This window comes from Magnetospirillum molischianum DSM 120, assembly GCF_000294655.1.
GTDB lineage: Bacteria > Pseudomonadota > Alphaproteobacteria > Rhodospirillales > Magnetospirillaceae > Phaeospirillum > Phaeospirillum molischianum.
Window position 1 is genome coordinate 29765 of record NZ_CAHP01000028.1, and the last position, 22076, is coordinate 51840.

At 65.1% G+C, this 22076-nt stretch carries 27 protein-coding genes; all 27 read left to right on the forward strand.

Annotated elements, in window-relative coordinates; genetic code table 11:
• The first annotated feature begins 139 nt into the window (after window positions 1-139).
• The 27 genes from PHAMO_RS12370 (at window position 140) to PHAMO_RS12500 (ending at window position 22073) form a co-directional block, all read left to right on the forward strand.
• Entirely contained in the window at window positions 140-661 is a 522-nt protein-coding gene (locus PHAMO_RS12370; protein ID WP_002729807.1) for a hypothetical protein, read from the forward strand.
• Between the two features lie 4 nt (window positions 662-665).
• The gene (locus tag PHAMO_RS19045) at window positions 666-1037 is read left to right on the forward strand and encodes an HNH endonuclease (protein ID WP_002729808.1); all 372 of its coding nucleotides are present in this window, start codon (window positions 666-668) and stop codon (window positions 1035-1037) included.
• A 114-nt stretch (window positions 1038-1151) separates the two neighbouring features.
• Entirely contained in the window at window positions 1152-1709 is a 558-nt protein-coding gene (locus PHAMO_RS18565) for a phage terminase small subunit P27 family (RefSeq protein ID WP_002729809.1), read from the forward strand.
• Entirely contained in the window at window positions 1630-3339 is a 1710-nt protein-coding gene (locus PHAMO_RS12385) for a terminase large subunit (protein WP_081504516.1), read from the forward strand. The genes PHAMO_RS18565 and PHAMO_RS12385 overlap by 80 nt, the downstream gene beginning before the upstream one ends.
• 2 nt (window positions 3340-3341) lie before the next feature.
• Entirely contained in the window at window positions 3342-4610 is a 1269-nt protein-coding gene (locus PHAMO_RS12390; protein WP_002729813.1) for a phage portal protein, read from the forward strand.
• Entirely contained in the window at window positions 4610-5641 is a 1032-nt protein-coding gene (locus PHAMO_RS12395) for a S49 family peptidase (RefSeq protein ID WP_002729814.1), read from the forward strand. The genes PHAMO_RS12390 and PHAMO_RS12395 overlap by 1 nt, the downstream gene beginning before the upstream one ends.
• Before the next feature lies 1 nt (window position 5642).
• Window positions 5643-6959, forward strand: a complete 1317-nt coding sequence (locus PHAMO_RS12400) for a phage major capsid protein (protein WP_002729820.1) — start codon at window positions 5643-5645, stop codon at window positions 6957-6959.
• Between the two features lie 36 nt (window positions 6960-6995).
• A complete protein-coding gene (locus PHAMO_RS12405; protein ID WP_002729821.1) occupies window positions 6996-7466 on the forward strand; it encodes a hypothetical protein in 471 nt (156 codons plus the stop codon).
• Between the two features lie 27 nt (window positions 7467-7493).
• The gene (locus PHAMO_RS12410; protein WP_002729822.1) at window positions 7494-8078 is read left to right on the forward strand and encodes a head-tail connector protein; all 585 of its coding nucleotides are present in this window, start codon (window positions 7494-7496) and stop codon (window positions 8076-8078) included.
• A complete protein-coding gene (locus tag PHAMO_RS12415) occupies window positions 8075-8413 on the forward strand; it encodes a head-tail adaptor protein (protein WP_002729823.1) in 339 nt (112 codons plus the stop codon). Before PHAMO_RS12410 ends, PHAMO_RS12415 begins: the two co-directional genes overlap by 4 nt.
• A complete protein-coding gene (locus tag PHAMO_RS12420; protein WP_002729824.1) occupies window positions 8410-8856 on the forward strand; it encodes an HK97-gp10 family putative phage morphogenesis protein in 447 nt (148 codons plus the stop codon). The genes PHAMO_RS12415 and PHAMO_RS12420 overlap by 4 nt, the downstream gene beginning before the upstream one ends.
• Window positions 8853-9428, forward strand: a complete 576-nt coding sequence (locus PHAMO_RS12425) for a phage tail terminator protein (RefSeq protein WP_002729825.1) — start codon at window positions 8853-8855, stop codon at window positions 9426-9428. The genes PHAMO_RS12420 and PHAMO_RS12425 overlap by 4 nt, the downstream gene beginning before the upstream one ends.
• 12 nt (window positions 9429-9440) lie before the next feature.
• Window positions 9441-9626 carry a DUF2635 domain-containing protein gene (locus tag PHAMO_RS12430; RefSeq protein WP_002729826.1) on the forward strand — a complete coding sequence of 62 codons (186 nt, stop codon included), beginning with the start codon at window positions 9441-9443 and terminating at the stop codon, window positions 9624-9626.
• Entirely contained in the window at window positions 9626-11107 is a 1482-nt protein-coding gene (locus PHAMO_RS12435) for a phage tail sheath subtilisin-like domain-containing protein (protein WP_002729827.1), read from the forward strand. Before PHAMO_RS12430 ends, PHAMO_RS12435 begins: the two co-directional genes overlap by 1 nt.
• 14 nt (window positions 11108-11121) lie before the next feature.
• Window positions 11122-11475: a phage tail tube protein gene (locus PHAMO_RS12440; protein ID WP_002729828.1), complete on the forward strand. Its 354-nt coding sequence runs from the start codon at window positions 11122-11124 to the stop codon at window positions 11473-11475.
• On the forward strand, window positions 11472-11777 hold the full coding sequence (locus PHAMO_RS12445) for a phage tail assembly protein (RefSeq protein ID WP_002729829.1): 306 nt from the start codon (window positions 11472-11474) through the stop codon (window positions 11775-11777). The genes PHAMO_RS12440 and PHAMO_RS12445 overlap by 4 nt, the downstream gene beginning before the upstream one ends.
• Before the next feature lie 142 nt (window positions 11778-11919).
• Window positions 11920-13746: a tape measure protein gene (locus tag PHAMO_RS12450; RefSeq protein WP_002729831.1), complete on the forward strand. Its 1827-nt coding sequence runs from the start codon at window positions 11920-11922 to the stop codon at window positions 13744-13746.
• A complete protein-coding gene (locus tag PHAMO_RS12455) occupies window positions 13746-14936 on the forward strand; it encodes a DNA circularization protein (protein WP_002729832.1) in 1191 nt (396 codons plus the stop codon). The genes PHAMO_RS12450 and PHAMO_RS12455 overlap by 1 nt, the downstream gene beginning before the upstream one ends.
• A gap of 12 nt (window positions 14937-14948) precedes the next feature.
• On the forward strand, window positions 14949-16094 hold the full coding sequence (locus PHAMO_RS12460; RefSeq protein WP_002729833.1) for a phage baseplate assembly protein: 1146 nt from the start codon (window positions 14949-14951) through the stop codon (window positions 16092-16094).
• A gap of 9 nt (window positions 16095-16103) precedes the next feature.
• Window positions 16104-16628, forward strand: a complete 525-nt coding sequence (locus PHAMO_RS18570; RefSeq protein ID WP_002729834.1) for a phage baseplate assembly protein — start codon at window positions 16104-16106, stop codon at window positions 16626-16628.
• Window positions 16628-17071, forward strand: coding sequence for a phage GP46 family protein (locus tag PHAMO_RS12470; protein WP_002729835.1), 444 nt, complete (start codon window positions 16628-16630; stop codon window positions 17069-17071). The genes PHAMO_RS18570 and PHAMO_RS12470 overlap by 1 nt, the downstream gene beginning before the upstream one ends.
• On the forward strand, window positions 17064-18122 hold the full coding sequence (locus tag PHAMO_RS12475; protein WP_002729836.1) for a baseplate J/gp47 family protein: 1059 nt from the start codon (window positions 17064-17066) through the stop codon (window positions 18120-18122). The genes PHAMO_RS12470 and PHAMO_RS12475 overlap by 8 nt, the downstream gene beginning before the upstream one ends.
• Window positions 18110-18709 carry a YmfQ family protein gene (locus PHAMO_RS12480; protein ID WP_002729837.1) on the forward strand — a complete coding sequence of 200 codons (600 nt, stop codon included), beginning with the start codon at window positions 18110-18112 and terminating at the stop codon, window positions 18707-18709. Before PHAMO_RS12475 ends, PHAMO_RS12480 begins: the two co-directional genes overlap by 13 nt.
• A gap of 2 nt (window positions 18710-18711) precedes the next feature.
• Window positions 18712-21132, forward strand: coding sequence for a phage tail protein (locus PHAMO_RS20070; protein ID WP_002729838.1), 2421 nt, complete (start codon window positions 18712-18714; stop codon window positions 21130-21132).
• Complete coding sequence (locus tag PHAMO_RS18575; protein ID WP_002729839.1) at window positions 21132-21485, forward strand: phage holin family protein; 354 nt, start codon at window positions 21132-21134, stop codon at window positions 21483-21485. The genes PHAMO_RS20070 and PHAMO_RS18575 overlap by 1 nt, the downstream gene beginning before the upstream one ends.
• On the forward strand, window positions 21482-21670 hold the full coding sequence (locus PHAMO_RS12495; protein WP_002729840.1) for a hypothetical protein: 189 nt from the start codon (window positions 21482-21484) through the stop codon (window positions 21668-21670). Before PHAMO_RS18575 ends, PHAMO_RS12495 begins: the two co-directional genes overlap by 4 nt.
• A complete protein-coding gene (locus PHAMO_RS12500; RefSeq protein ID WP_002729841.1) occupies window positions 21657-22073 on the forward strand; it encodes a glycoside hydrolase family protein in 417 nt (138 codons plus the stop codon). The genes PHAMO_RS12495 and PHAMO_RS12500 overlap by 14 nt, the downstream gene beginning before the upstream one ends.
• Window positions 22074-22076: the final 3 nt, after the last annotated feature.

The following is a 22076-nucleotide window of genomic DNA, read 5'->3' on the forward strand; positions in this document are numbered from 1 at the left end:
GCGCTTGATTGCCTTGAGGATATCCGGGGATCGGCCAGGGGTGGCACGGATGCGGGGCGGATGCTCGCGCGCGTATGCGCGGTCGTGCGCGTCTCTCTCCCTCTCTCTCCTCTCCTAAAAGATAAGATAGGATAAGATAATGGCAGCAAATCAATCGGTTAAGGCTGGCACACCCCCCGGCACGACCCCGGCACGCTCTATGCCGGGGTGGCGTGACACCGATGTCGTCGATATCGAGGATGTGCTGATCTGGGCCTATCGCTATCAGCAAGCCGATCTGGCGGCGCGGGGATCGTGGGTTCGGCCCGCCAAGGTGTCGTCGCTCGCTCTGCTCCAGGCCGAGGCCGAGTGCAGTGGGCCAGTCCCCCATGTCTGCCATCCTGACGCCGATTGGGTCCATGCCGCCGTGCTGCGGCTGTCCCGGCTGCAATCCGCCCTGGTGATCCATCACGGCAAGATGGGCACCCGCCCCGACTGGCTCCCTGGCGCTCGTCCGGTGATGGCGGCGCTGGTCGATGGGCGCGGCAATCCCCGCCGCCTGTACGATGCCAACCGTCATGTAATCGGCCATGTCGTCCGGGCGGCGGTCGAGCTGGGCGACGGGGTCGTGATGGTCGGGTGGGATATGGACGTCGTCTCCGCGTGCCTGCCGCTGCGGTAGGCGGGTGCCAGCCGGTCAGCCCTGCCCGCATTGCGCGGCAGTTGCGGCGGAGCGAAAGCGCCAGATCGACCGGGATCGCGGCACCGCCGCCAGTCGGGGCTATGACGCCCGCTGGCAAAAGTACCGCGCCGCATACCTCCGCGAGCATCCGCTGTGCGAGTGCCCCGACTGTCAGGCCGGGCGGCTGCGGGTCCGTGCCGCCTCGGTGGTCGATCACGTCAAGCCGCATCGGGGCGACCAAACGCTGTTCTGGGACCCCAAGAATCACCAAGCGATGCACGAGGACTGTCACCGATCGAAGACGGCTCGCGAAGACGGAGGCTTCGGCAACCCTCGCCGCTCTGGGGCTGGTCACTGCACCAGGGGTTGCCGATGACGGGCCGGGAGGGGGAGGGGGGGCAAATCTCTCCACCCTTCCTGATCCCAGACCGAGGTCCCCCCTCATTTTTTGTGTGCGCGAAATTCCGAAAACTTTTTTTGGATCAATGACATGGCTCGTGGTCGCAAGGCTGATCCGGCGGCGGTGAAAGAGGCCAAAGGCAATCCGGGGCGGCGCAAAACCGCCGCCGTCGCCGACGTGTCGGCGGATCTGCACACCGGCGCTCCGCCGGAATTGTCGCCTGGGGCTCGGAAAATCTGGGATGCCCTGGCCCCCGAATTGGCGCGAATGAAGTTTTTGCGCGAGACGGATCGGGCCGCGTTTGCCCGATACTGCGTCTACACCGCGCAATGGTGGGATCTGACCACCTCGATCGCCGAGCTGGGCGAGACCTACGAGACGGTGTCGGCTCACGGCACCATGCAGCGGATCAATCCGAAATTCGCGGTGCGGGAGCGGATCGAGAATCGGCTTGAAGCGCTGGAGGATCGGTTTGGGCTGAACCCGGCGTCACGTCAGCAGATTTTGCAGCGGATGGCGGGGATCACTCCGCCGCCGCCGCCGGGCGGATTGTTTGATCGGGGTCAGGATGGAGCCAGCAGCAGCGAGCAAGCGCCGCAGCCCGCGCCGTCCCCAATCGGGCTGCTCGGCAGTCACCTCCTCAACTGAGGTTCGCCCCGCGCCGCCGATGCCCTTGGGCGGCGAGCAGTTTGGGGCGTGGTTTGACCACAAGGCGGCGGACGCGGCGGTCGCGTTCTTTACGACCTACCTGCGCCATACCGAGGCCGAGTGGTACAACCGTCCGTTTGTACTGACGCCCTGGCAGACCGAGTTGGTCCGCCAGATTTTCGGATGGAAGCGGGGGGATAAGACCCGGCTGATCCGTCAGGTCTATCTGGAGGTGCCGCGCAAGAACGGTAAAACCGAGTTTGCTGCGGGCCTTAGCCTGCTCGTCCTGGTCGCCGATAGCGAATTTGGCGGCCAGGGCTATTCGATGGCCGTCAACAAGGAACAGGCCGGGATCGTTTTTAAAAAAGCTGGGGTGATGGCGGCGTTATCTCCGGCGTTGTCCAAGGTGCTGGAGGTCTACACCACCTCGATTTACTGCCCCGAATTGATCTCGTCTTTTCAGCCGCTGTCGCGGTCGGCCGGGAGCAAGCACGGTTTTTCGCCAAATTTTGCGATTGCCGACGAGCTGCACGAATGGCCCGACGGTGCCCTGCACGATGTGGTGCACAAGGGCACGGCGGCGCGCCGCCAGCCGCTGGAAATTTTGATCACCACCGCCGGGAGCCCCGGCGTCGGCTATGGCTGGGAGCTGCACGAATACGCCGAGCAGGTATTGGCCGGGGCGATCATCGACCCGACCTTCCTGGCGCGGATTTTCGCCGCCGACCCGTCCGATGATTGGACGTCACCCGCGACCTGGGCTAAGGCAAATCCCAATTACGGGATATCGGTCAAGCCGGACTATCTGGCCTCCGAAGTTGCCAAGGCCCAAGGAAACACCAGGAAAATAGGCGATTTTAAGCGCTACCACCTGAATATCTGGAATGACCAGGCGACGGGCGGCCTGCCGATGGAGGCATGGGCCGAAACGCCGGTCCAACTGGTGACGCTCGAGTCATTGCGCGGGCGGCGGTGCTGGGGTGGTCTCGATCTGTCATCGACGACGGACATTACCGCCCTGTCCCTGGTGGCCGAATCGCTGACGGTGCCGGGCGGCTATGACGCTTGGTGGCATTTTTGGATACCGGCGGACGGGCTGGAGGAGCGGTGCAAGCGCGACCGCGTCCCGTTTGATCGCTGGATCGACGCGGGCTGGGTGACCGCAACCGAAGGCAACATCGTCGATTATGACGTTGTCCGCGCCACGATCACGGGAGCGGTTGAGCACGATCAGGCCCCCAGCCCGGCGCTAATCGAAATCGTCGATCTGGTCGAGTTGGCAATCGACCGCTGGAACGCGACCCAGATCACCACCCAATTGACGACCGACGGGGTGGTCGTGGTGCCGTTTGGGCAGGGTTTTGCCTCGATGTCGGCCCCGACCAAAGAGCTTGAGCGGCTGATTACCGGCCGCCTGTTTAACCACGGCGGCAACCCGGTAGCGCGGTGGATGGCGGGGTGCACCCGCATCCAGGCCGACACCGCCGACAATATCAAGCCGGTCAAACCCGACCGGCGCAAATCGATCAAGCGGATCGACGGCATCGTTGCGGCGATCATGGCCCTGGGCCGTGCCATCGCGCCGCCGGACGAGGACGAGCCCGAAACCTACGAATATACGGGAATGTGAAAATGCGCTGGTTCGGACGGGGCACGGATGCTGTTGCGGCGGCGTCCGCCCCGACTCCGTCCAGCGCCACGTCCGTTCCGGCCGCCGCCGATTCGACTCAGACCAGCCCGGTCGATGCGCCGAATCAGTGGCTGGTGACGATGATCGGCGGCACCAGCAGCTCGGGCCAGCGGGTGACGGATCAGACCATCCTGACTCTGCCGGCGGTGATGCAGGCGTTGCGCATCCTGTGCGGCGTGTTTGCGATGACGCCCCTGGTCTATTACCGCAGGGACGGCGGGGGGAAAGCCAGAGCCGACGATACGGCGCAATACCGGCTGCTGCACGACGATCCCAATCTGGTACAGACTCCCTATGGCTATAAGGAGATGCTGCTCGCCGACGTGTTGTTGGCGGGCAATCATTACGCCTGGATCAGCCGCGATTATCGGCAGGACCCGGTGGCGCTGACCCGGCTGGAAACTGGATATGTCCAGCCGGTCAAGGCCTTTACTCGCGAGCGCGGCTACGAGCAGTTTTACGACGCGACCTTGCCCGACCACACCCGCGAGCGATTCCCGGCTCGGTCGATCTGGCACGTCCAGGGCTTTAGCCGCACCGGTCTGGTGGGCCTCAGCCCGCTCCATTACATGCGGGATGCGCTGGGCGGCGGACTGGCGGCGCAGGATTTCGCCAATCGGTTTTTTGCCAACAATGCCCGGCCGGGGGTGACCCTGACCAGCAAGCTCAAGATCGATGCGCCGGTTAAGCGCCAGATCAAGGCGGACTGGATCGAGGCGAACGGCGGCAATAATTCGAATGGCGTGACGGTTCTTGACCAGGAATTAGAGCCGAAATTCCTCGTATTCGACAATGAAAAGAACCAATTAATCGAAACGCGGACGTTTAGCGTTCTCGATGTCGCCCGTTGCTTTGGCGTCCCGCCGCATTTGCTGTTCGAATTGTCGAAGGCAACCTTCGGCAATATCGAGCATCAATCTCTGGAATTTGTCCTCTACCACATGATGCCGCATTACGTGCGGGTGGCGGAGGCGGCGACCAAGGCTTTTGCTGCCCCTGGCTGCTTTTACGAGTTTTTGCCGGACGCGCTGCTGCGCGGCGACGTCAAGGCGCGGTGGGAGGCTTATCGCGCCGCCCGCGAGACCGGGGCTCTCAATGCCAACGAGATTCGGGCGCGGGAAAACCTCAACCCGATTTCCGGTGCTGCCGGGACCGATTATCTGCGCCCGTCCAATATGGCGGTCGCAGGCCAGCCACAGGAGACACCCTGATGCCGACCGCTGTCTTGCGGGCAATCCGCTCGATGCCATGGGCGATCCTGCCCGAGTGGTTGCCGACGATCGAGGCAATTGCGCTTCGGGCGCTCGACGCCCCGGCGGTCGCGGCCCGCCTCGCCGACGGCCACGCCGACCGCTATGCCGGAGCGCTGGGGGCGATTGCCAATATGGGCCAGCGGTTGGAGGGCACCCGCACCGCGACGTGGCGGGCGGGGGTGGCGGCGATCCCGATCCTGGGGCCGATCCTGCCTCGCGCCACGCTGATGAGCGAGATTTCGGGCGGCTGCTCGCTTGACGTCGCCGCCGCCGATCTGCGCGCGGCCCAGGCATCGACCGGGGTCGAGCGGATTTTGCTGGTGATCGACAGTCCGGGCGGCGTCACCACCGATGTCGCGGCCTTTGCCGCCCTGGTGGCGTCGTCGCCCAAGCCGGTGACCGCCTATGTCTCGGGGCAAGGGTGCTCGGCGGCATACTGGATCGCCTCGCAGGCGTCCGAGATCGTGGTGGCCCCAACCGCGCTGGTCGGCTCGATCGGCGTTGCGCTGTCCACCTCGGTGCAGGAGGCCCCGGACCAGTCGGGGCGGCGGTCGATCGAGATCACCTCGAGCGGCGCGCCGTCCAAGCGTCCCGACCTATCGACCGAGGAGGCGCAGGCGGAGGTCAGGGCGACGGTGCTCGACGTGATCGAGCGCGAATTTGTCGCCGATGTCGCCAAGGGTCGCAAGACGACAGCCTCGGCCGTGCTGTCCGATTTTGGCCGGGGCGGGGTGCTGGTGGGCCGGGCGGCGGTCAAGGCCGGGATGGCCGACCGGATCGACAGTTTGGACAACACCCTGGCTCGCCTGGGTCGGGGCAAGCCGTCCGCCGCCTCGATTCGTCCGACGGCGGAGGATTTGCCGCCGCCGGAAACTCTCGCCGATCCGCCGGAGCCGGTGGCGTCGGTCCCTCCCGTCATGGCTGGGCCGCTGGCCAGGGTGCTGGCGGATTACGACCTCGATCTGCGGCGTCGCCGCGCAAGGAGCTGATATGGACAAGATCACCAAACTCAAGGCGGCGCGGGCCGCCGTGTTGGATCGGATGGACGGCATTGTCGCGACCGCCACCGCCGCCAATCGCGATCTGACCGCCGAGGAACGGGCGGCGCTTGACGTGGCGCGGGCCGAAGACGACGGCTTGGCGGCGCAGATCGCGACGTTGGAGGATCTGGAGCGCCGCCGCGCCGCGACCGCGACCGCATCGGCCCCGATCCCTGCCGCCGCCACCACGGTTCCCGCGACCGCCTCCGCGCCGCGCGATCAGAATTTCGAGGTCGGTGCGTTTATCCGCTCCTATGCCCAGGCGCAATTGGCGATGCGCAACGGCGTGGCGACCAGCGCGGCCAGGGTCGCCGCCGAATTGTATGGCGAACGGGCACCTGTCACCGAGTCGATCTCGGCGGCGCAGACGGCGTCGGACAATGCCGGGGGTGGCTTTTTGATCCCGCCGACCCTGGCACCGGGGATCATCGATCGGTTTACGCCCCGGACGGTGGTGCGCAAGCGCGCGACCGTCGTGCCCGGCAATGCGATCTATCTGCGGGGGCTGTCGGTCTGCTCGGTCGATTACATCGGCGAAAACGAGCAGCCCGACACGACCGGCACGACCTTCGGGACCATCACGATGTCCGAAAAGGATTTCGGCGCGATCCTGCCGATTTCGAAAAAGCTGCTGCGCAACACCTCTTTCGGGGTCGAGGCCTATTGCTCGACCGAGTTGGTTAAAGCGGCGGCGGTGTTTGAGGATCGCAAATTCCTCTACGGCACCGGGACGGGAAAGCAGGTGCAGGGCTATAAGTTCGCGATCCCGAAACCGCACAAGATCGCCGCTGCCGACAAGGTGGCTCCCACCAATCAAGAGGTCCGGGCCGATCTGCGCAAGGTGCTGAAGGCGCTGGCCGAGGCAGATATCCCGCTCGACCAGAACAGCCCGGCGTGGCTGATGAGTCCGCTGGTGAAGATGTACCTTGAAGACCTCTATCAGGGCGACCTCAAGGCGTTCCCGACTTTGGAGGGGCCGAACCCGACCCTGATGGGCTATCCAGTCGAGACCACCACCCTGATCGCCGGTCCGGCGGGGACGGGCGGCGATGTCTTCTTCGGCGCGCACGCCTTCGCGATGATCGGCGAGACGGTGTCGATGCGGCTCGAGACCTCGGACACCGCCTCATTTAAGGACCAGTCGGGCAGTCTCGTGAATCTGTGGGCGCAGGACATGCTGGGGGTCAAGCTGGTGATGAGCCACGATTTCGCGCTTCGCCATGCCGCCGCTTTCGCGATGTTGTCCGGGGTCAAGTGGGGCCAGTAAGCCCCGGCCGTCCTATCCTCACACGGGAGAGATGCCATGTCTCATTTTGGACTGGGCCGCGATGACGCGGCCCTGATCGTCCCCGCTTTTGCCGTCGCCGAATACAGCCTGACGGCGGGGGCGGGAACCGACAATGTCGAAAAGACCGCCGCCGCGCTCGATCTGCGCGACCAGTTTGACACCACCCGGTTCGGGACGGCGATCGCGGTGATCGCGGCGACCGCGACCTTGGCCGCCGGGGCGACCTTGACCGTCTCGGCGATCTGGGAGCACTCGGCCGACGGCGGGGTCTATACCGAGATTGGCACCGACAAGGTGATCCTGACGCTGACCGGCCCGACCGGCGGCGGCACGGTGACCGGCGCGGGCAAGCTCGGCTGCAATCTGCTCGAGGCCGAGCGCTTTGTCCGGGTCAAATATACGCCCGACTTGTCGGCGGCCAATACCGACACCGCCAAGGTTGGTGTCAGCTATGTCCTGTCCAGCCCGACTCAGATCGGCGGATAGCCCCGCCCAGAGAGTGAGGATTAACTGATGAGCTTGATCCTCGTGACTGGTCCCGTCGCCCTGGCGGTCCCGCTGGAGGTGGTGAAATCCCACCTCCAGTTGATGGAGGGTGAGGACGCGGACGACGGCTTGATCTCCGGTTATGTCCGTGCCGCCGTCGATCTGGTCGAGGGCTTTACCGAGCGGGCGCTGATCGAGCGGACCTTGCGACTGGTGCTGGATCACTGGCCGTCGGGGCCGGTGGTGCTGCCCCGCCCGCCGCTGATCGCGGTCGAGCGGGTGGCCTGGATCGATCCCGACGGGGCCGAGCAGGTGGTAACCCCGCCGCTGGCCTATCAGGTCAGCCGCCGCGAACCGGCGATCCTGGCCCCGTCTCCCGGTCAATCCTGGCCTGCCACCCGCCGCCAGCTCGATGCAGTCAGCATCGAGTATCGGGCGGGCTACGGCGCGACCGCCGACGCGGTGCCCGAGGCAATCCGCCACGCCATCCTGCTGTTGGTGGCGCAGTGGTACGCGGTGCGGGAGCCAGTCAGTATCGGCAATATCGTCAATGTCTTGCCGTTTGCGGTCGAGGCGCTGCTCGGTCCCTATCGGGTGTGGAGCGTGGCATGAGACCGCCGACGACTGGAGAGTTGCGCCACCCGCTGCGCATCCTGCTCCGGGCCGATCTGCCGGATGGCGATGCCGGGGTGGTCGAGGGCTACACCGAGATTGCCCAGCGCCGGGCCAAGATCGAGCCGGTCGGCAGTGGGGTCTATGTCGGCTCGGTCCAGATCGCGGCGACGATCACCCATCGGATCACGATCCGTCATTTCGCAGGCCTGACCACGTCCCATGTCCTAGAGGACGGGCGGGGCCGTCGCTATGCCGTCCGCCGCCCGACCGATCTGGACGGGCTGGGCGTCTGGACCGTGATCGAGGCCGAGCAAGTGAGGGATGCATTATGAGCGGATCGATTGAGGTCAATGTCGGTCTGGCCGGATTTGGCCGGATCGATTTTGACCGGCGCAAGGTGCGGCGTGCGATCCGGATCGGGGCGCGGTTGGTCCAGCGCGAGGCTCGCCGCATGGTTAATGTGCGGGCCGGGACGGGGCGCTCTTATCGGGTCTGGGGCGACATGCTGCACCGGGCCTCGGCGGCGGGGTCGCCTCCGGCCAAGGTGTCGGGGGCGCTGCAACGCTCGCTTGATACCAGGATGGCCCCCAGCGGCTTTGCCGCCTTTGTCGGTCCCAATCTGAGCAAGGCGTTTTACGCCCGATTCCTGGCGGCGGGGACAGGGGCGATGCAGCCGCGTCCCTTTGTCGATACCGCCCTTGATCGGCACCGGAGTGCGATCCGTCGTCTGCTCGAGGATGCCTTGTCCGACGCCCTGATCCCGAGGCCGTTATGAAATTAAGCCTGATCGTCGCGGCGTTGCGGGCCTGGGCTCCGACCTTTGCCCGCCGGGTGCTGGTCGCCAAGGATTTTAAGCCGATCCCGGAGGCGCAGCATCTGCCGGTGCCCGCCGCCTATGTCCTGCCGTGGCAGGACGACGCAGACGGGGCCAACCGCTCGGCGGGCGGCTATCGCCAGACAGTGATCGACGGATTTTCGGTGGTGCTGGTGATCGACAATCGGGCGGGCGAGTACGACCCGGTCGCAGCAGATGCGGTGCATACGCTGCGGGCCGAGGTGTGGGCGGCGTTGCTGGGGTGGGAGCCGGACCCCGATTACGACCCGATCGAGTATCGCGGCGGCGGGATCGAATATGTCGATCGCGCTCGCCTTTATTATCGCCTGGATTTCGTGGCCACGACCGAGATCGCCCTGGCCGATACCCGTCATGCTCGTGACCTGGCGGCGCTGCCCGCCTTGACCGGGATCGACCTCGCGCTTGACGCGATCGACCCCGCCGACCCAGCCCGCCAAAGCCCCGGCCCGGATGGGCGGATCGAGGGGCGGGCCGATATCGACCTGACCTAGAGGAGCATCACGATGTACGTCAAACCCCAGGCGGGCCGGTCGGTGCCGGACCCCGAGCGGGGCGGCTTGCTGCCGCCCCAGGGCGCGATTGTGCCCGACACTCAATATTGGCTGCGCCGCCTTGGCGATAATGACGTGATCGCAGCCGATCCAGATGTGCAGGCGGCCAAATCCGCCTCGGTTAAGGAGACCAAGTGATGTCCGTCCCCTTTAACCGCATCCCGTCCAATCTACGCGTCCCGCTGTTTTATGCCGAAATCGATAATTCCCAGGCCAGCTATTTCGAGCAGGACAATAAAGTCCTGCTGATCGGCCAGAAGCTGGCGGCGGGGTCGGCATTGGCCGACACCCCGATCCTGGTCAGCCGCACCGATGAGGCGATTGCGCAATTCGGGCGTGGCTCGATGCTGGCGCGGATGCATGCGGTGGCGCGGGCTCAGGATCCGGTCGGCGAAATCTGGTGCATCCCGCTGTCCGATGCCGCTGCCGGTGTCGCCGCGACCGGGACGGTCACTGTGGTCGGCCCGGCCAGTGCCGCCGGGACGCTGACCCTGTATGTCGCCGGGCAAAAGGTGCAGATCGCGGTGGCGACCGCCGACAGTGTGGCGCAGGTCGCAACCGCGCTGGCCGCCGCGATCAATGCCGCAACCGATCTGCCGGTGACGGCAACGGCGGCGGCGGCAATCGTCAGCCTGACGGCGCGGCACAAGGGGACGCTCGGCAACGATGTCACCTTGATCCCCAATCGCCGGGGTGTGCTGGGGGGCGAGGCCTATCCGTCCGGTCTGTCGCTGACGATTGCCGCGATGAGCGGCGGTAGCGGCGATCCGGCCCTGACCGGGGCGATTGCCGCGATGGGGGACGAGGCCTACGCCCATATCATCCAGCCCTATACCGACAGCGCCAATCTCGACGCGATCCGTACCGAGATGGGGGATATTTCGGGGCGGTGGTCCTATGCCCGCCAGCTCTACGGCCATGTCTGGTCGGCGCGGCGCGGTACCCTGGGGCAGCAAGTGGCCTGGGGCGATAGCCGCAATGACCCGCATGTCACGGTCGCCGATATCGAGCCGCTGGTGCCGCAGCCGGTGTGGGAGGTCGCTGCCGCCTATGGCGCGCAAAATGCGGCGGCGCTGGGGGTGGCCCCGCATCGTCCGACTCAGACTCTGGCGCTGGTCGGGATCGATCCGGCTCCGGCGGGATCGCGCCGCACGATGGGCGAGCGGCAATCGCTGCTGATGCACGGCGTTGCCACCACCTATGTCGCGGGCGGGGTGCTGCGGGTCGAGCGGGCGGTGACCACCTATCGCGTCAACGATTGGGGGGTCAATGATCCGTCCTATCTCGACGTCAACACCTTGGTCCAGTTGTCCTACATTCTCCAGTTTTTGCGGGGGCGGGTGACCCAGAAATACGGCCGCCATGCGCTCGCCAATGACGGCAAGCGAATCGGTCCCGGCGTGGTGACGCCCAATATCGTCCGGGGCGAGCTGGTCGCCTCCTACGATGAGTTGGAGCGAGACGGGATCGCCGAAAACCCCGAGGCATTCGCGGCCAATCTGATCGTCGAGCGCAATGCGACCAATCCCAATCGGCTGGACGTGCTCTATCCGCCCGATTTGGTCAATCAGCTCAGGATTTTTGCGGTCCTGGCGCAGTTCCGGCTGCAATACACCTAAAGGAGACCCCAATCATGGGTAAGCCGATTGGCGGTACCGTCTATATCTCGGTGGATGGGACCCAGCTTGAACTGTCGAGCGACGATGTGACCGTCAATATCGACGAAACCGAGCGCGAAGACGTCGCGCCCGGTTATTTTACCGAGAAAGACAATATCCCGACGATTGAGTGCGAAGCCTTTGTCCCCAAAGACTTCCCTATGGCAACGATCAAGAAGAATCTGTCGATGTCGATCACCGCCGAATTGAAGTCGGGCAAGGTCGCGGTGCTGTCCGAGGCCCATCTGTCGGGTAAGCAGGAGGTTTCCGGCGGCGCGGGGACCATGAAACTGTTGTTCGCCGGTAAATCAGGGAAGTGGACATCATGAGCGACGATAGCGTGACCATCCGTTTGAGCGCCCCGATTACCGCCCATGGAAGCGAGATCGAGTCGGTGACGCTGCGCCGTCCCAAGGGCAAGGATATCGTCGCCTGCGGCTATCCGCTGCAATTGGGCGAGGGGGCGGCGGTGCCCCAGGCCGGGGCAATCGCGAAATATATCGCCCGGCTGGGCGGTATCCCGCCGTCGTCGGTCGATCAGATCGCACCGGAGGATTTCAATGAGGCCCTCGGGGTGATCGTCGGTTTTTTCGGGCAGTCGGATCAGACGGAAGCGAAGGCTCCGGGCTGATCGAGCGGCTGTTCGACGTCGCCCATTTCTGGGGGGCCGACGTGGTGATGGATCTGCCGCTGGATCAAATCGCGATCTATGAGGCCAATGCGGCCCGGATCGGCGAGGAAATCCGGCGGGCACAGCAGGGGAGATAGAGGTCATGGCGACGAGCGCGGCGCTGCGGGCGGTGATTAGCGCGGTTGACCGCGTCACGGGTCCGCTGTCCAAGATCAACAAGGTGATTGGCCAGCACATCAAGGCCTGGGGGGATGTCGGCCGGGCTACCGCTGGCCTGGGCGGCTCGGTCGCCCAGGCCTTGGGGCCGTTGAGTGCGGCGGCTGGCGCTTTGGGGCTGGCTGGGAGCGGATTTGGAGTCGGAAAGATCGTCGAGACCAGCGCCCAGTTCGAAAAATTCTCGGCAATCCTCGAAACGGTCGAGGGGTCTGCTGCAAAAGCCAAGGCCGGGATGGCTTGGGTATCCGATTTTGCCGCCAAAACGCCCTACCAATTGGCTGAGGTCACCGACAGTTTTGTCAAGCTCAAGGCCTATGGGATCGACCCGCAAAAGGGCGCGCTACGCTCGGCGGGTGATGCCGCCGCCGCGTTGGGTAAACAACTTAACGATGCGGTCGAGGCCCTGGCCGACGCGATGACCGGCGAAAATGAGCGACTTAAGGAATTCGGGATCGTCGCTAACACAGAAGGAAACAAGATCACCTATTCATGGGTCGAGAACGGCAAGCAAATGACGGCATCGGCCAATAAAAATAATAAAGCGCAGTTGCAGGCTGTCGTTACTGGTATTTGGAATCGTAAGTATCAGGGTGCGATGGATAAGCTATCCAAGACATGGGATGGCATGTGGTCAAACCTGCAAGACACCGTCTCTCGCTTTATGGTCGCGATCGGCGATGCCGGGTTTTTTGACGCGATCAAAGGCGAATTGAAGGCGCTGGGCGATCTGATCAATCAGTGGGAGGCGGACGGCACCCTCAAAGCGGTTGCGACCGAGATCAGCGGTGCCTTGGTCGGGGCACTGAAAGGCCTTAAAGACAATCTGGTCGCGATCGATTGGCGCGGTCTGGCCGATGGGGCGAAACGGAGCTGGGCCGAACTGTCGCGCATCGTTGAGGCGGTTGGCGGCTGGAAAAACGCGGTGATCGGCCTGTTTGTCCTGCTCAATACCGGAGTGATGGTGGCGGCGGCGCAAATCGTCGCCGCGCTGGGTCGAGTGGCGCTGGTGATGGCGGCGACGGCGGCAAAAGTCGTTGCTGCCGGGGTGCGGATGGGGGTTGGTCTGCTGATCGCCACCGGCCCGATCGGGATCGTCATTGCCGCAATCGGCGCGCTGGCGGGGTCGGCCTATCTGCTCTATCAAAATTGGGACAAGGTGGTGTCCTGGGCCTCCTCGCTGTGGGAGCAGATTAAGGCGATCTGGCAGGCGGGGGTGTCGTTTGTCACCTCGCTGATCTCGGGCGATATCGCGGGTGCGATTGTCGGTCTGATCGATTTGGGCAAAAGCGTGTTGGGGGCGCTGAAAACCCTGTTTGCCCCGATCCTTGATCTTATGGGGATTTCCATCCCGTCGATCAAAGTGCCGGAGACGGTGTCTCAGACAGTATCGGCGGTGTCTGCCGGTGCTGTGTCCAAGGCGGTGGTGGGCGCGGCAAACGATAATGTCTCTCAGGCGGTGTCCGGGGCGACAAAGGGTAATGTGTCTCAGGCGGTATCTGGGGCGGTGGCGGCCAACAGTAATGTGGCTCCGCCGCCGGTCCCTGCCGCATCGGGTGGTCCCGCCACCCCGGCCTCGGCTCCGTCGCCCGCTTTGGCGGCGACTCTGGTCAAGGTCGAGGTGATGGGCCGGATCGACGTCCGATTTGCGGATGCTCCGCCCGGTCTACGGGTCGATGCCGGGCCGACCAATCATCCCGGTCTGTCGCTCAATCCCGATGTCGGATACCGGACCGTAGCGACCGGAGTGAGATAATGTCCGATCTGTCGATGGGCAGCTTTCGCGGCGTACCGTTTAGGGTCGAGACCGAGGAGGCCAAGGGTGGGCGGCGCGCCGTCGTCCATGTCTATCCCCAGCGGGACAAGGTCACCGTCGAGGATATGGGGATGGCCCCGCGCCGGTTGGCGGTTACCGCGCTGATCGGTGGCAAGCTCTGGGCCGAGACCCAGGCGGCGCGGGATAAGCTGCTCGCCGCGTTGGAGGCGGGCGGTTCCGCCGATTTGGTGTTGCCCGGCTGGCCGACGATGCAAGTTGCGGTCGAGGGCGAGGTTTCGTGCTCCTCGGACCATCAGCAGCGCGGGCTGTACCGTATCAGCTTTGCCGTCGTCCGTGACGATGGGCTGTCGTCTCCGACGGCGACGGTCTCGACCCGTCAGGCCACGCTGGGGGCGGCTGATATGCTCGATAGCGCCAGCGCCGACGATTTCGCCTCGCGCTTCTCGGTTGCCTCGGTCCCCGATTTCGTGGCGGCGGGGGCGCTGTCGGACCTGGGACTCGGGCTTGACGATATTGCCGGTGCGGTGGGCGGATCGCTCTTGTCTGGAGGGGTGGACGCGCTGTCGGCGGTGCGGGGCAATCTGTCCGGTTTGATCTCGACGCCATTGTCGTTGGCGAGCGGTATTCTGGCGCTGTTTAGGCTCTTTGGCGGCTTTGGTGACGGCCAGGGGGGCCGTACCGGGGGCAGCCTGGGCGGTCTCGGTATCCTGGCGGGGCGGGTGACATCGCCGCTTGATGTGCCGGTGGTAACGGCGTCTCGTCGGCGTCAATCGACCAATCGGACGGCCATCAACGATCTGATTCAGCGGGGGGCTTTGGCCCAGACCGGGCGGGTGATTGCCGAAACCGACTGGTCATCGCGGGGCGATGCGCGGGAGGTGCGGGTGGCTTGGGCCAATCGGGTCGATGCCGCTCAGGCCGCGACCGATGATCCGGCGGTCTTTGCCGCTTTGACCGATCTGCGGATTGCTGGGGTGCGGGATATCTCGACCCGGACAAATGATTCGTCGGGGCTGGTGACCGTCACCCCGCCCGAGCCGATCCCGGCGGCGGTGCTGGCCTATGACCGCTATGACGATGCCGATCGTGAGGGCGATATCCTCGCTCGTAATGGTGTTGCTCACCCGCTGTTTATACCGCCCGTCCCCCTGACGTTGCGCTCTCGATAAAGGTCTGCTGCCATGCCCGCTCCCTCCGATACCGTTAGATTGGAGGTCGGCGGTGAGCTGTTTGGCGGCTGGCTGTCGGTCGGGATTTCGGCCGGGCTGGACCGGGCGGCGCGGGATTTCAGCCTCGGCGTCACCGACCGCTGGCCGGGTGAGGGGGTGGCGCTGGTGTCCCGGCGAGTCAAGGCGGGCGATCTGTGCCGCCTGTGGATCGGCGACGATCTGGTGCTGACCGGCTTTGTCGATGCCACCCCGATCGAGTACGACGATAAAGAGATCACGTTATCGGTGCGGGGGCGGTCCAAAACCGCCGATCTGGTCGATTGCGCCGCGCTCTCCAGTCCGGGGCAGTGGACCAATCGCCGGGTCGAGCAGATCGCCGCCGATCTCGCCAAGGTCTATGGCGTCTCGGTGGTGACGGCGGTCGATACCGGGGCGGTGGTGTCCGATCACCAGATCCAGCCCGGTGAGACGGTGATGGGCAGCATTGATCGTCTGCTGACCCTGCGACAATTGCTGGCGACCGACGATGCTCAAGGGCGGCTGGTGCTGTGCCGGGCAGGATCGGCCCGCGCCGGGGGGGCGCTGGTGGTTGGCGACAATATCCTGACCGGCTCGGCCGATCTCGACTGGACCGACCGCTTTAAACATTACATCGTTCGGGGTCAGTCGGCGGGGTCAGACCTGTCCTTTGGCGCGGCGGTGGCGGGGCTGGAAGGGTCGGCAACCGACAAGGCGGTGGGCCGCAACCGGGTCATGGTGCTGTCCGCCGACGGCAATGGCGATACCCAATCCTGCCGCCAGACGGCGTTATGGGAGGCGGCACACCGCGCCGCCAAATCCTACGAGACCAGCTACACCGTCCAGGGCTGGCGCGCCGCCGACGGGCGCTTGTGGCAGCCGGGGCAAATGGTCCGGGTCAAAGACCCGATCATCGGCTTTGATCTGGATCTGCTGATCGGCGAGGTGATTTACAGCCTGACCGAGGCTGACGGCACGCGGGCAACGCTGCTGGTTGCCCCCAAGGCGGCGTGGGAGTTGGCTCCCCAGGTGCCGGAGGCGGGGCTGTCCGGTCAGGCCAAGGGGGCGGAGATGGTGACGTTCGCGGCTCCGAGCCATCAAGCGTCGTCCGCGTCCAAGCCGACAATCGTCAAATTTTAGGATCATCCGATGTCGATGCTCGATCGGGCGCTCGCCGCCCTCGAATCGCGCCTGCTCGCCCGTATCCGGGCGGTGGTGGCACGGGGCGAACTGACCGCCATCGGCGGCGGCAAGATGCAGGCGATCCAGGCCAGCCTGACGGCGGGCGAGATCAAGGGGGATGTCGAGCATTTCGAGCCTGCGGGCTTTACCTCGCACCCACTGGCCGGGGCCGAGCCGCTGGTGCTGTTTCCCGGCGGTGACCGCTCGCACGGGATCGCGGTGGTGGTCGCCGACCGCCGGACCCGGCCCGGCGATCTGCCCGAGGGCGCTGCCTGTGTCTACTGCCCGGCCGATGGGATCGCCCGCATCCTGCTGCTGCCGGGCGGCGAGGTGCGGATCGAAGGCAAGGTGCTGCGAGTCGCCGTGACCGAGCGATTTGTCCACTCGACCAATGGGCACGGGGAGGAGTGGCTGCCCGATCGCGTCAATAGCTGGACGATTGGGGCGGCGGCGGGGACGCCCCACCCGATCACGCCGCCGGAGATACCCTGATGCTGGTCTATGCCCAGGATTTGTCGATCCTGATCGACGGGATCGAGACCCCGCTGATCGTGGCAATCGAGGATCGGCTGATCCGTGCGGTGGTGTCGTCGCTGTTTTCTTGGCGGCGGGCGGCCCCAGACGATGTGCTACCCGATGGGGCAACCCGAATGGGGTGGTGGGCCGATACCTATGCGGCGGGGTCGGACCAGTGGGGGTCGCGGCTGTGGCAGCTCGCCCGCGAGCCGCTGATCCCGTCGGTGATCCGCCGTGCCCGCGATTATGCAATCGAGGCGCTGGCGTGGATGGTGGACGACGATGTGGCGGCCCGGCTCGATGTCGATGCCTCGCGCTCCGGCCTGTCCACCCTGGTCCTCGATGTCGTGATTATCCGCAAAGACGGCAGCCAGCTCGCCCTGTCATTTGCGTCTGCCTGGGGGACTGATCATGGCTGATCTCGGATTGACCCGCCCGACGCTGGGCGATCTGCTCGACCGCACCTTGGCCGACATGCTGGCCCGGATGGGCGAGGATGAGGTGTTGCGCCGCGCCGATGCGGTTGTGACGGCGCGAGTCGCGGGCTATGCCCTGCACTCGCTTTACAGTTTTGCCCTCGCTATCGGCGATCAGATCTTGCCCGACAGCGCCAATGAGACGGCATTAGCCCGTCATGCCGCATGGTGGGGGGTGCCGCGTAAGGGGGCATCCCGCGCCACCGGGTCAGTCACCTTGCAATGCGCAATCGGCGCACAGGTCGGCCGTGGTGTCGTGCTCCAGCGCGGCGGGGTCGATTACGTTACCACCAGCTCGGCGACTGCGACTGGCCCCTCTGTCACCGTCGATATCGAGGCGGTCACCGCGGGGATCGCGGGCAACGCGCCCGCCGGGGCCAGCTTGAGTCTGGTCCGCCCGCTGCCTGGGGTCCAGGCAAAGGCGGTCTCGGGCGAGATCAGCGGCGGCACGGAGGTCGAGGCGGTCGAGGCGTGGCGCAGCCGGTTGCGCGACCGGGTCCAGACTCCGCCCCATGGGGGGTGTCCGGCCGATTACGAGACCTGGGCCAAGGAGGTGCCGGGCGTCACCCGTGCCTGGTGCTATCCCCGGTTACGTGGGGCGGGGACGGTCGATGTCACCTTTGTGATGGATGGTCGGGACGACATTATCCCGACCGCTGCCGACGTCGCCCGCGTCCAGGCCTATATCGATGCTCCGGGGCGTAAGCCCGCTACCGCCGACGTGACGGTCTTCGCCTCGATCAGCGTGCCGATTAATCCGCACATCAGGATCAGCCCGGATACGCCCGAGATTCGGGCCGCGATCAATGCCGAGCTGTCCGACTTTTTGCGGCGCGAGGCCGCACCAGCTAATCATATCCGCCGCTCGCGGCTGGATGAGGCGATCAGCACTGCCGCCGGGGAGGTCTGGCACGAACTGGCGGCCCCGGCGGCTGACGTGATCTTGCCCGCCGGGCAGATGTCGAGCCTGGGGAGGGTGACGTGGCTGACCTGATCGCCGCCGATGCCACGGATTATTACCGTCAATTGCTGGCGCTGCGCCCGCCCGGCCCGGCTTGGCCGGTGGACGATCCGATTCTGCGGGGGCTGGCGGCGGAGTGCGCCAGGGCTCACACCCGGCTGGTCTCGCTGCTCGATGAGGCCGATCCGCGCTCGACGCGCGAGATGCTGTCTGCCTGGGAGAGGCAGGCCGGTCTGCCCGATGCCTGCTCGGCCGGGATCGCCACCACGGTGCAGGAGCGCCGGGCGGCGGTGGTCGATGCCATCACCGCTCGGGGCGGGGCGTCGGTCGCGTATTTGCAGGCGATTGCCATCCGCCTCGGATATGCCGTGGCCATCAAAGAGTTTAGGCCATTTATCTGCGGCAAATCCCGCTGCGGCGATGTCCTGGGCGGGCCTCACCGCAATCGCCATTACCTGCGAATCACGGTTTTAGGGCCGCGCCTCACCGATTTCAGGGCGGGTGTGAGCCGGTGCGGTGAGCGGCTGGGAAAATTCACGCGGGCCGAAGATCTGGAGTGCCGCTTGCGGCGTGTTGCTCCCGCCCATGTCGTTTTGATCTTTGCATATAAGGGAGTGTGATCATGGGTAAATACGCGCCGCCAGTGGGTGAGGCCGAGGGCGCGCCCTATGTTGACGAGTCGCCGGAGCTGGGGCGCGACGGCTCGCCGGTTCCCGCCGCCGCGATCGAGTGGCCACAGCGCGAACTGCATTACCTGATCGCGGCGGCGGGGCTGAGTCCTAATGCCGCCGACCTGACTCAGGTGGCGCAGGCGATTCAGCGGATGATCGCGGCGGGGGCCAGTGCGGTCGTGATCCAGCGTGCCGCCTTCGCCCCCGGTATTGTCAACGGCGCTCCGGTGCGTTGGGACGCAGGCAGTGGGCAGTTTGCCCTGGCACGGGCCGATGGCACGGCCGCCGATTTGGCGGTGGGCTTTGCGGATGTCAGCCAGGGTGCCGTCTATTGCTTTGGTCGCAGCCGGGCCGGACTGTTCGCGGGGCTGACTCCGGGCAGCCGCTATTATCTGTCGGCGAGCGGCACACTCTCGACCGCCCCCGCAGCGGATGGCGTCTACGCGGGTATCGCCCTGTCGGCGGACACCCTGTTTATCGATATCGATCCGGGGCAGCAGGCATCCAGCGCGGTGACGATCAAGGGTGCCGCCTTTGCGCCGGATGTTGTTTCCGGCTGCCCGGTGCGGTGGGGTGGGTCGGCAGGTCTTTGGGCGAGGTCCGCAAGTAATATTCAAGTGCCAAAAAACCTGTTGTTAAATCCAGAATACTTCGATGGCCCTGGTTGGAGTGCCTATAATATATATGTAGGTCGGAATGCGAGTGTTTCGCCTTACGGGGCGACCGCCGCTTATAAAATATATGAGAATAATGCCACAAGCCCTCGGAGCTTGTTCCAGCAGATCAGCAGCGATAGCGCCCAAATACTAACGGCGAGTATTTGGGTTGCCCCGGCTGGTAGGGCATCCGTTACTTTGGTATTGGACGATTCTACATTTAAAAACGGGGCATTCGGGGCATTTAATTTAAATACTGGAGAGTGTTATGCGCAAGAAATCGGTCTAGCGTCTGGCGCTAAAGTTAGTATGGTGCCTCACCCAAGGGGCGGGTGGGTATTGACTCTGACAGGTCGTCCAACCGCCATTGCGGGTAACCAAGCCCGGTTTATTCTTCACCTCACCTCGGCTTATTCTGCCTCTGGCGTGTTGGCGAATGCTGACTACCCTGGAGATGGGGCTAGTGGTCTGTTTATTGCCGATGCCGTGCTTATTCCCGGCCCTCTGGCGGCTCCGGTGGTGGGTATTGCCGATGTCGCCAATAGTGAGATTGTCCTCTCCGGTGACACCCGCCCCGGTCTGCTCGGCGGTCTGGTGCCCGGCGCTACTTATTACACGTCCCCATCGGGGGCGCTGGTGGCATCGCCGGTTGCCGGATCGGTCAGGGTCGGGATCGCCAAATCGGCCAGCGTCCTGACGGTCGATGCAGACCTCGCTGGCGGTAGCGGTGGAGCGACGGCGGCAATCGGTGAGGTCGCGGCCTTTGCCCGGTCTGCCGCCCCGGACGGCTGGCTCAAATGCAACGGCGCGGCGGTCAGCCGCACCACCTATGCCGACCTTTTTGCGGCCATCGGTGCGACATTTGGCGCTGGCGATGGATCGACAACATTCAATTTGCCCGATCTTCGTGGGGAGTTTGTGCGCGGCGTGGACGATGGGCGCGGCGTGGATAGCGGACGGGTGATCGGGTCGTGGCAGGCTGACGAGTTGAGATATCACAACCATCTCGTGGGTCAGGTCATCGGTGGGCGGGGCAGCGAGCAAATATCGCCAATCGTCGGTACTGGATTAAGGGTCAATTACACCGAGTATACAGGCGGAAATGAGAGCCGTCCGCGTAATATCGCGCTCCTCTACTGCATCAAATACTATGGGAATATCATGACGCCATATAGTGATATGGGGCGCATTGTCGAGCCTACGCCCGCTCGGATTGTCTATCAGACCGATCGCGCGGGCCGATATGCTGGAGCCGTCACCGCTGACCCGTCCCCGCTGGAGCCGGGGGCGTATCTGATTCCCGGCGGGTGCGTCGAGAGCGCCCCGCCCGAAATCCTGGTGGGGCAGATGGCGGTGTGGGAGGCGGGAGCATGGGCACTGCACCCGCTCCCCGATGATGAGTTGCGCGCCCTGGCGGTGGCGGTCGATGCCCCGACCGATCCGTCCCGGATCGTCACCGGCTGGCATCCGGCGGTGATCGACGGTCGGATTGTTCAGGTCTGGGACACCCGGCCCGAGACCGACTCGGAGCGCAAGGCGCGGGTCAATGCCCCGCTCTTGGCGGCGCTGGATGCCATCGACGCGGCGACGGTGCGGCCGCTCCGGGCGGTGCTGGCCGCCCAAGCCGCCGGGACGGCTCCCGCCGTCGATGACGTGGCGCGGCTGACCGAACTCGATTCCCAGGCCGCCGCCCTGCGGCTGCGGCTGGTGTCGTGATGCCGCTGTCTCTCATCCCCGATTGGGCGCGTGCAGCCGGGGCTGCACTCGGTCTTATCATCGCCAGTGTCTTTGCCGGGCGGCTCGCGTGGCATGCCGATCAAGTCCGCCGGGGGCATCGGCGGCTATGGTCGCGGGAAGTACTGCTCGAACTGCCGACCATCGGGGCGATGGCCCTGTTGACGTGGGCGCTGGTCGATTATCTCACCCTGTCGCCCGGTCAAGCGGCGGGGGCCGGGGTGGTCCTGGGCTGGCTCGGCCCGCGCGGGCTGGAGATCGTCGTGGTCCGGGTCTGGCGCTCGCGCACAAGCGCCGTGCCGCCAGCGCCTGGAGCCGGGACGGGGGCGGGATGATGGATGATGTCCCGCCGCCACGAATCGACGCCTATGCCACATGGCATCCCGAAGACGGGTGCCGCATCCATAGCGACGGGCGTCCTATCAGACTGCCCGCCGCTCTCAATCTGATCGAGGTGCTGGTGGCCTATGTCCGCCACGCCACGACCCATCCGGAGACACCTAAGCATGACGACGTATGACGTGCTGGCGCTGCGGCGCGAGCTGATCCGCGACGAAGGTCTCAAGCTCAAGCCCTACCGCTGCACGGCCGGGAAGCTGACCATTGGTGTCGGCCGGAATATCGAGGACCGGGGCATCACTGCCGATGAGGCAATGGTCCTTCTTGACAATGATATCGTTGTGATCGCCGCCGAACTGGACCGCGCGATTCCGTTTTGGCGCAAGCTGTCCGACGCTCGTCAGCGGGCCTTAATCAATATGGCGATGATGGGTGTCCCCCGGTTGCTGGGGTTTAAGCGGATGCTCTACGCCCTGTCGATCGGGGACTATCCCGGCGCTGCGGCCGAGGCGCTCAACAGCAAATGGGCGGGTCAGGTCGGTGACCGCGCGATCCGTCTCGCCGACATGATTCGCCGGGGGTAAATC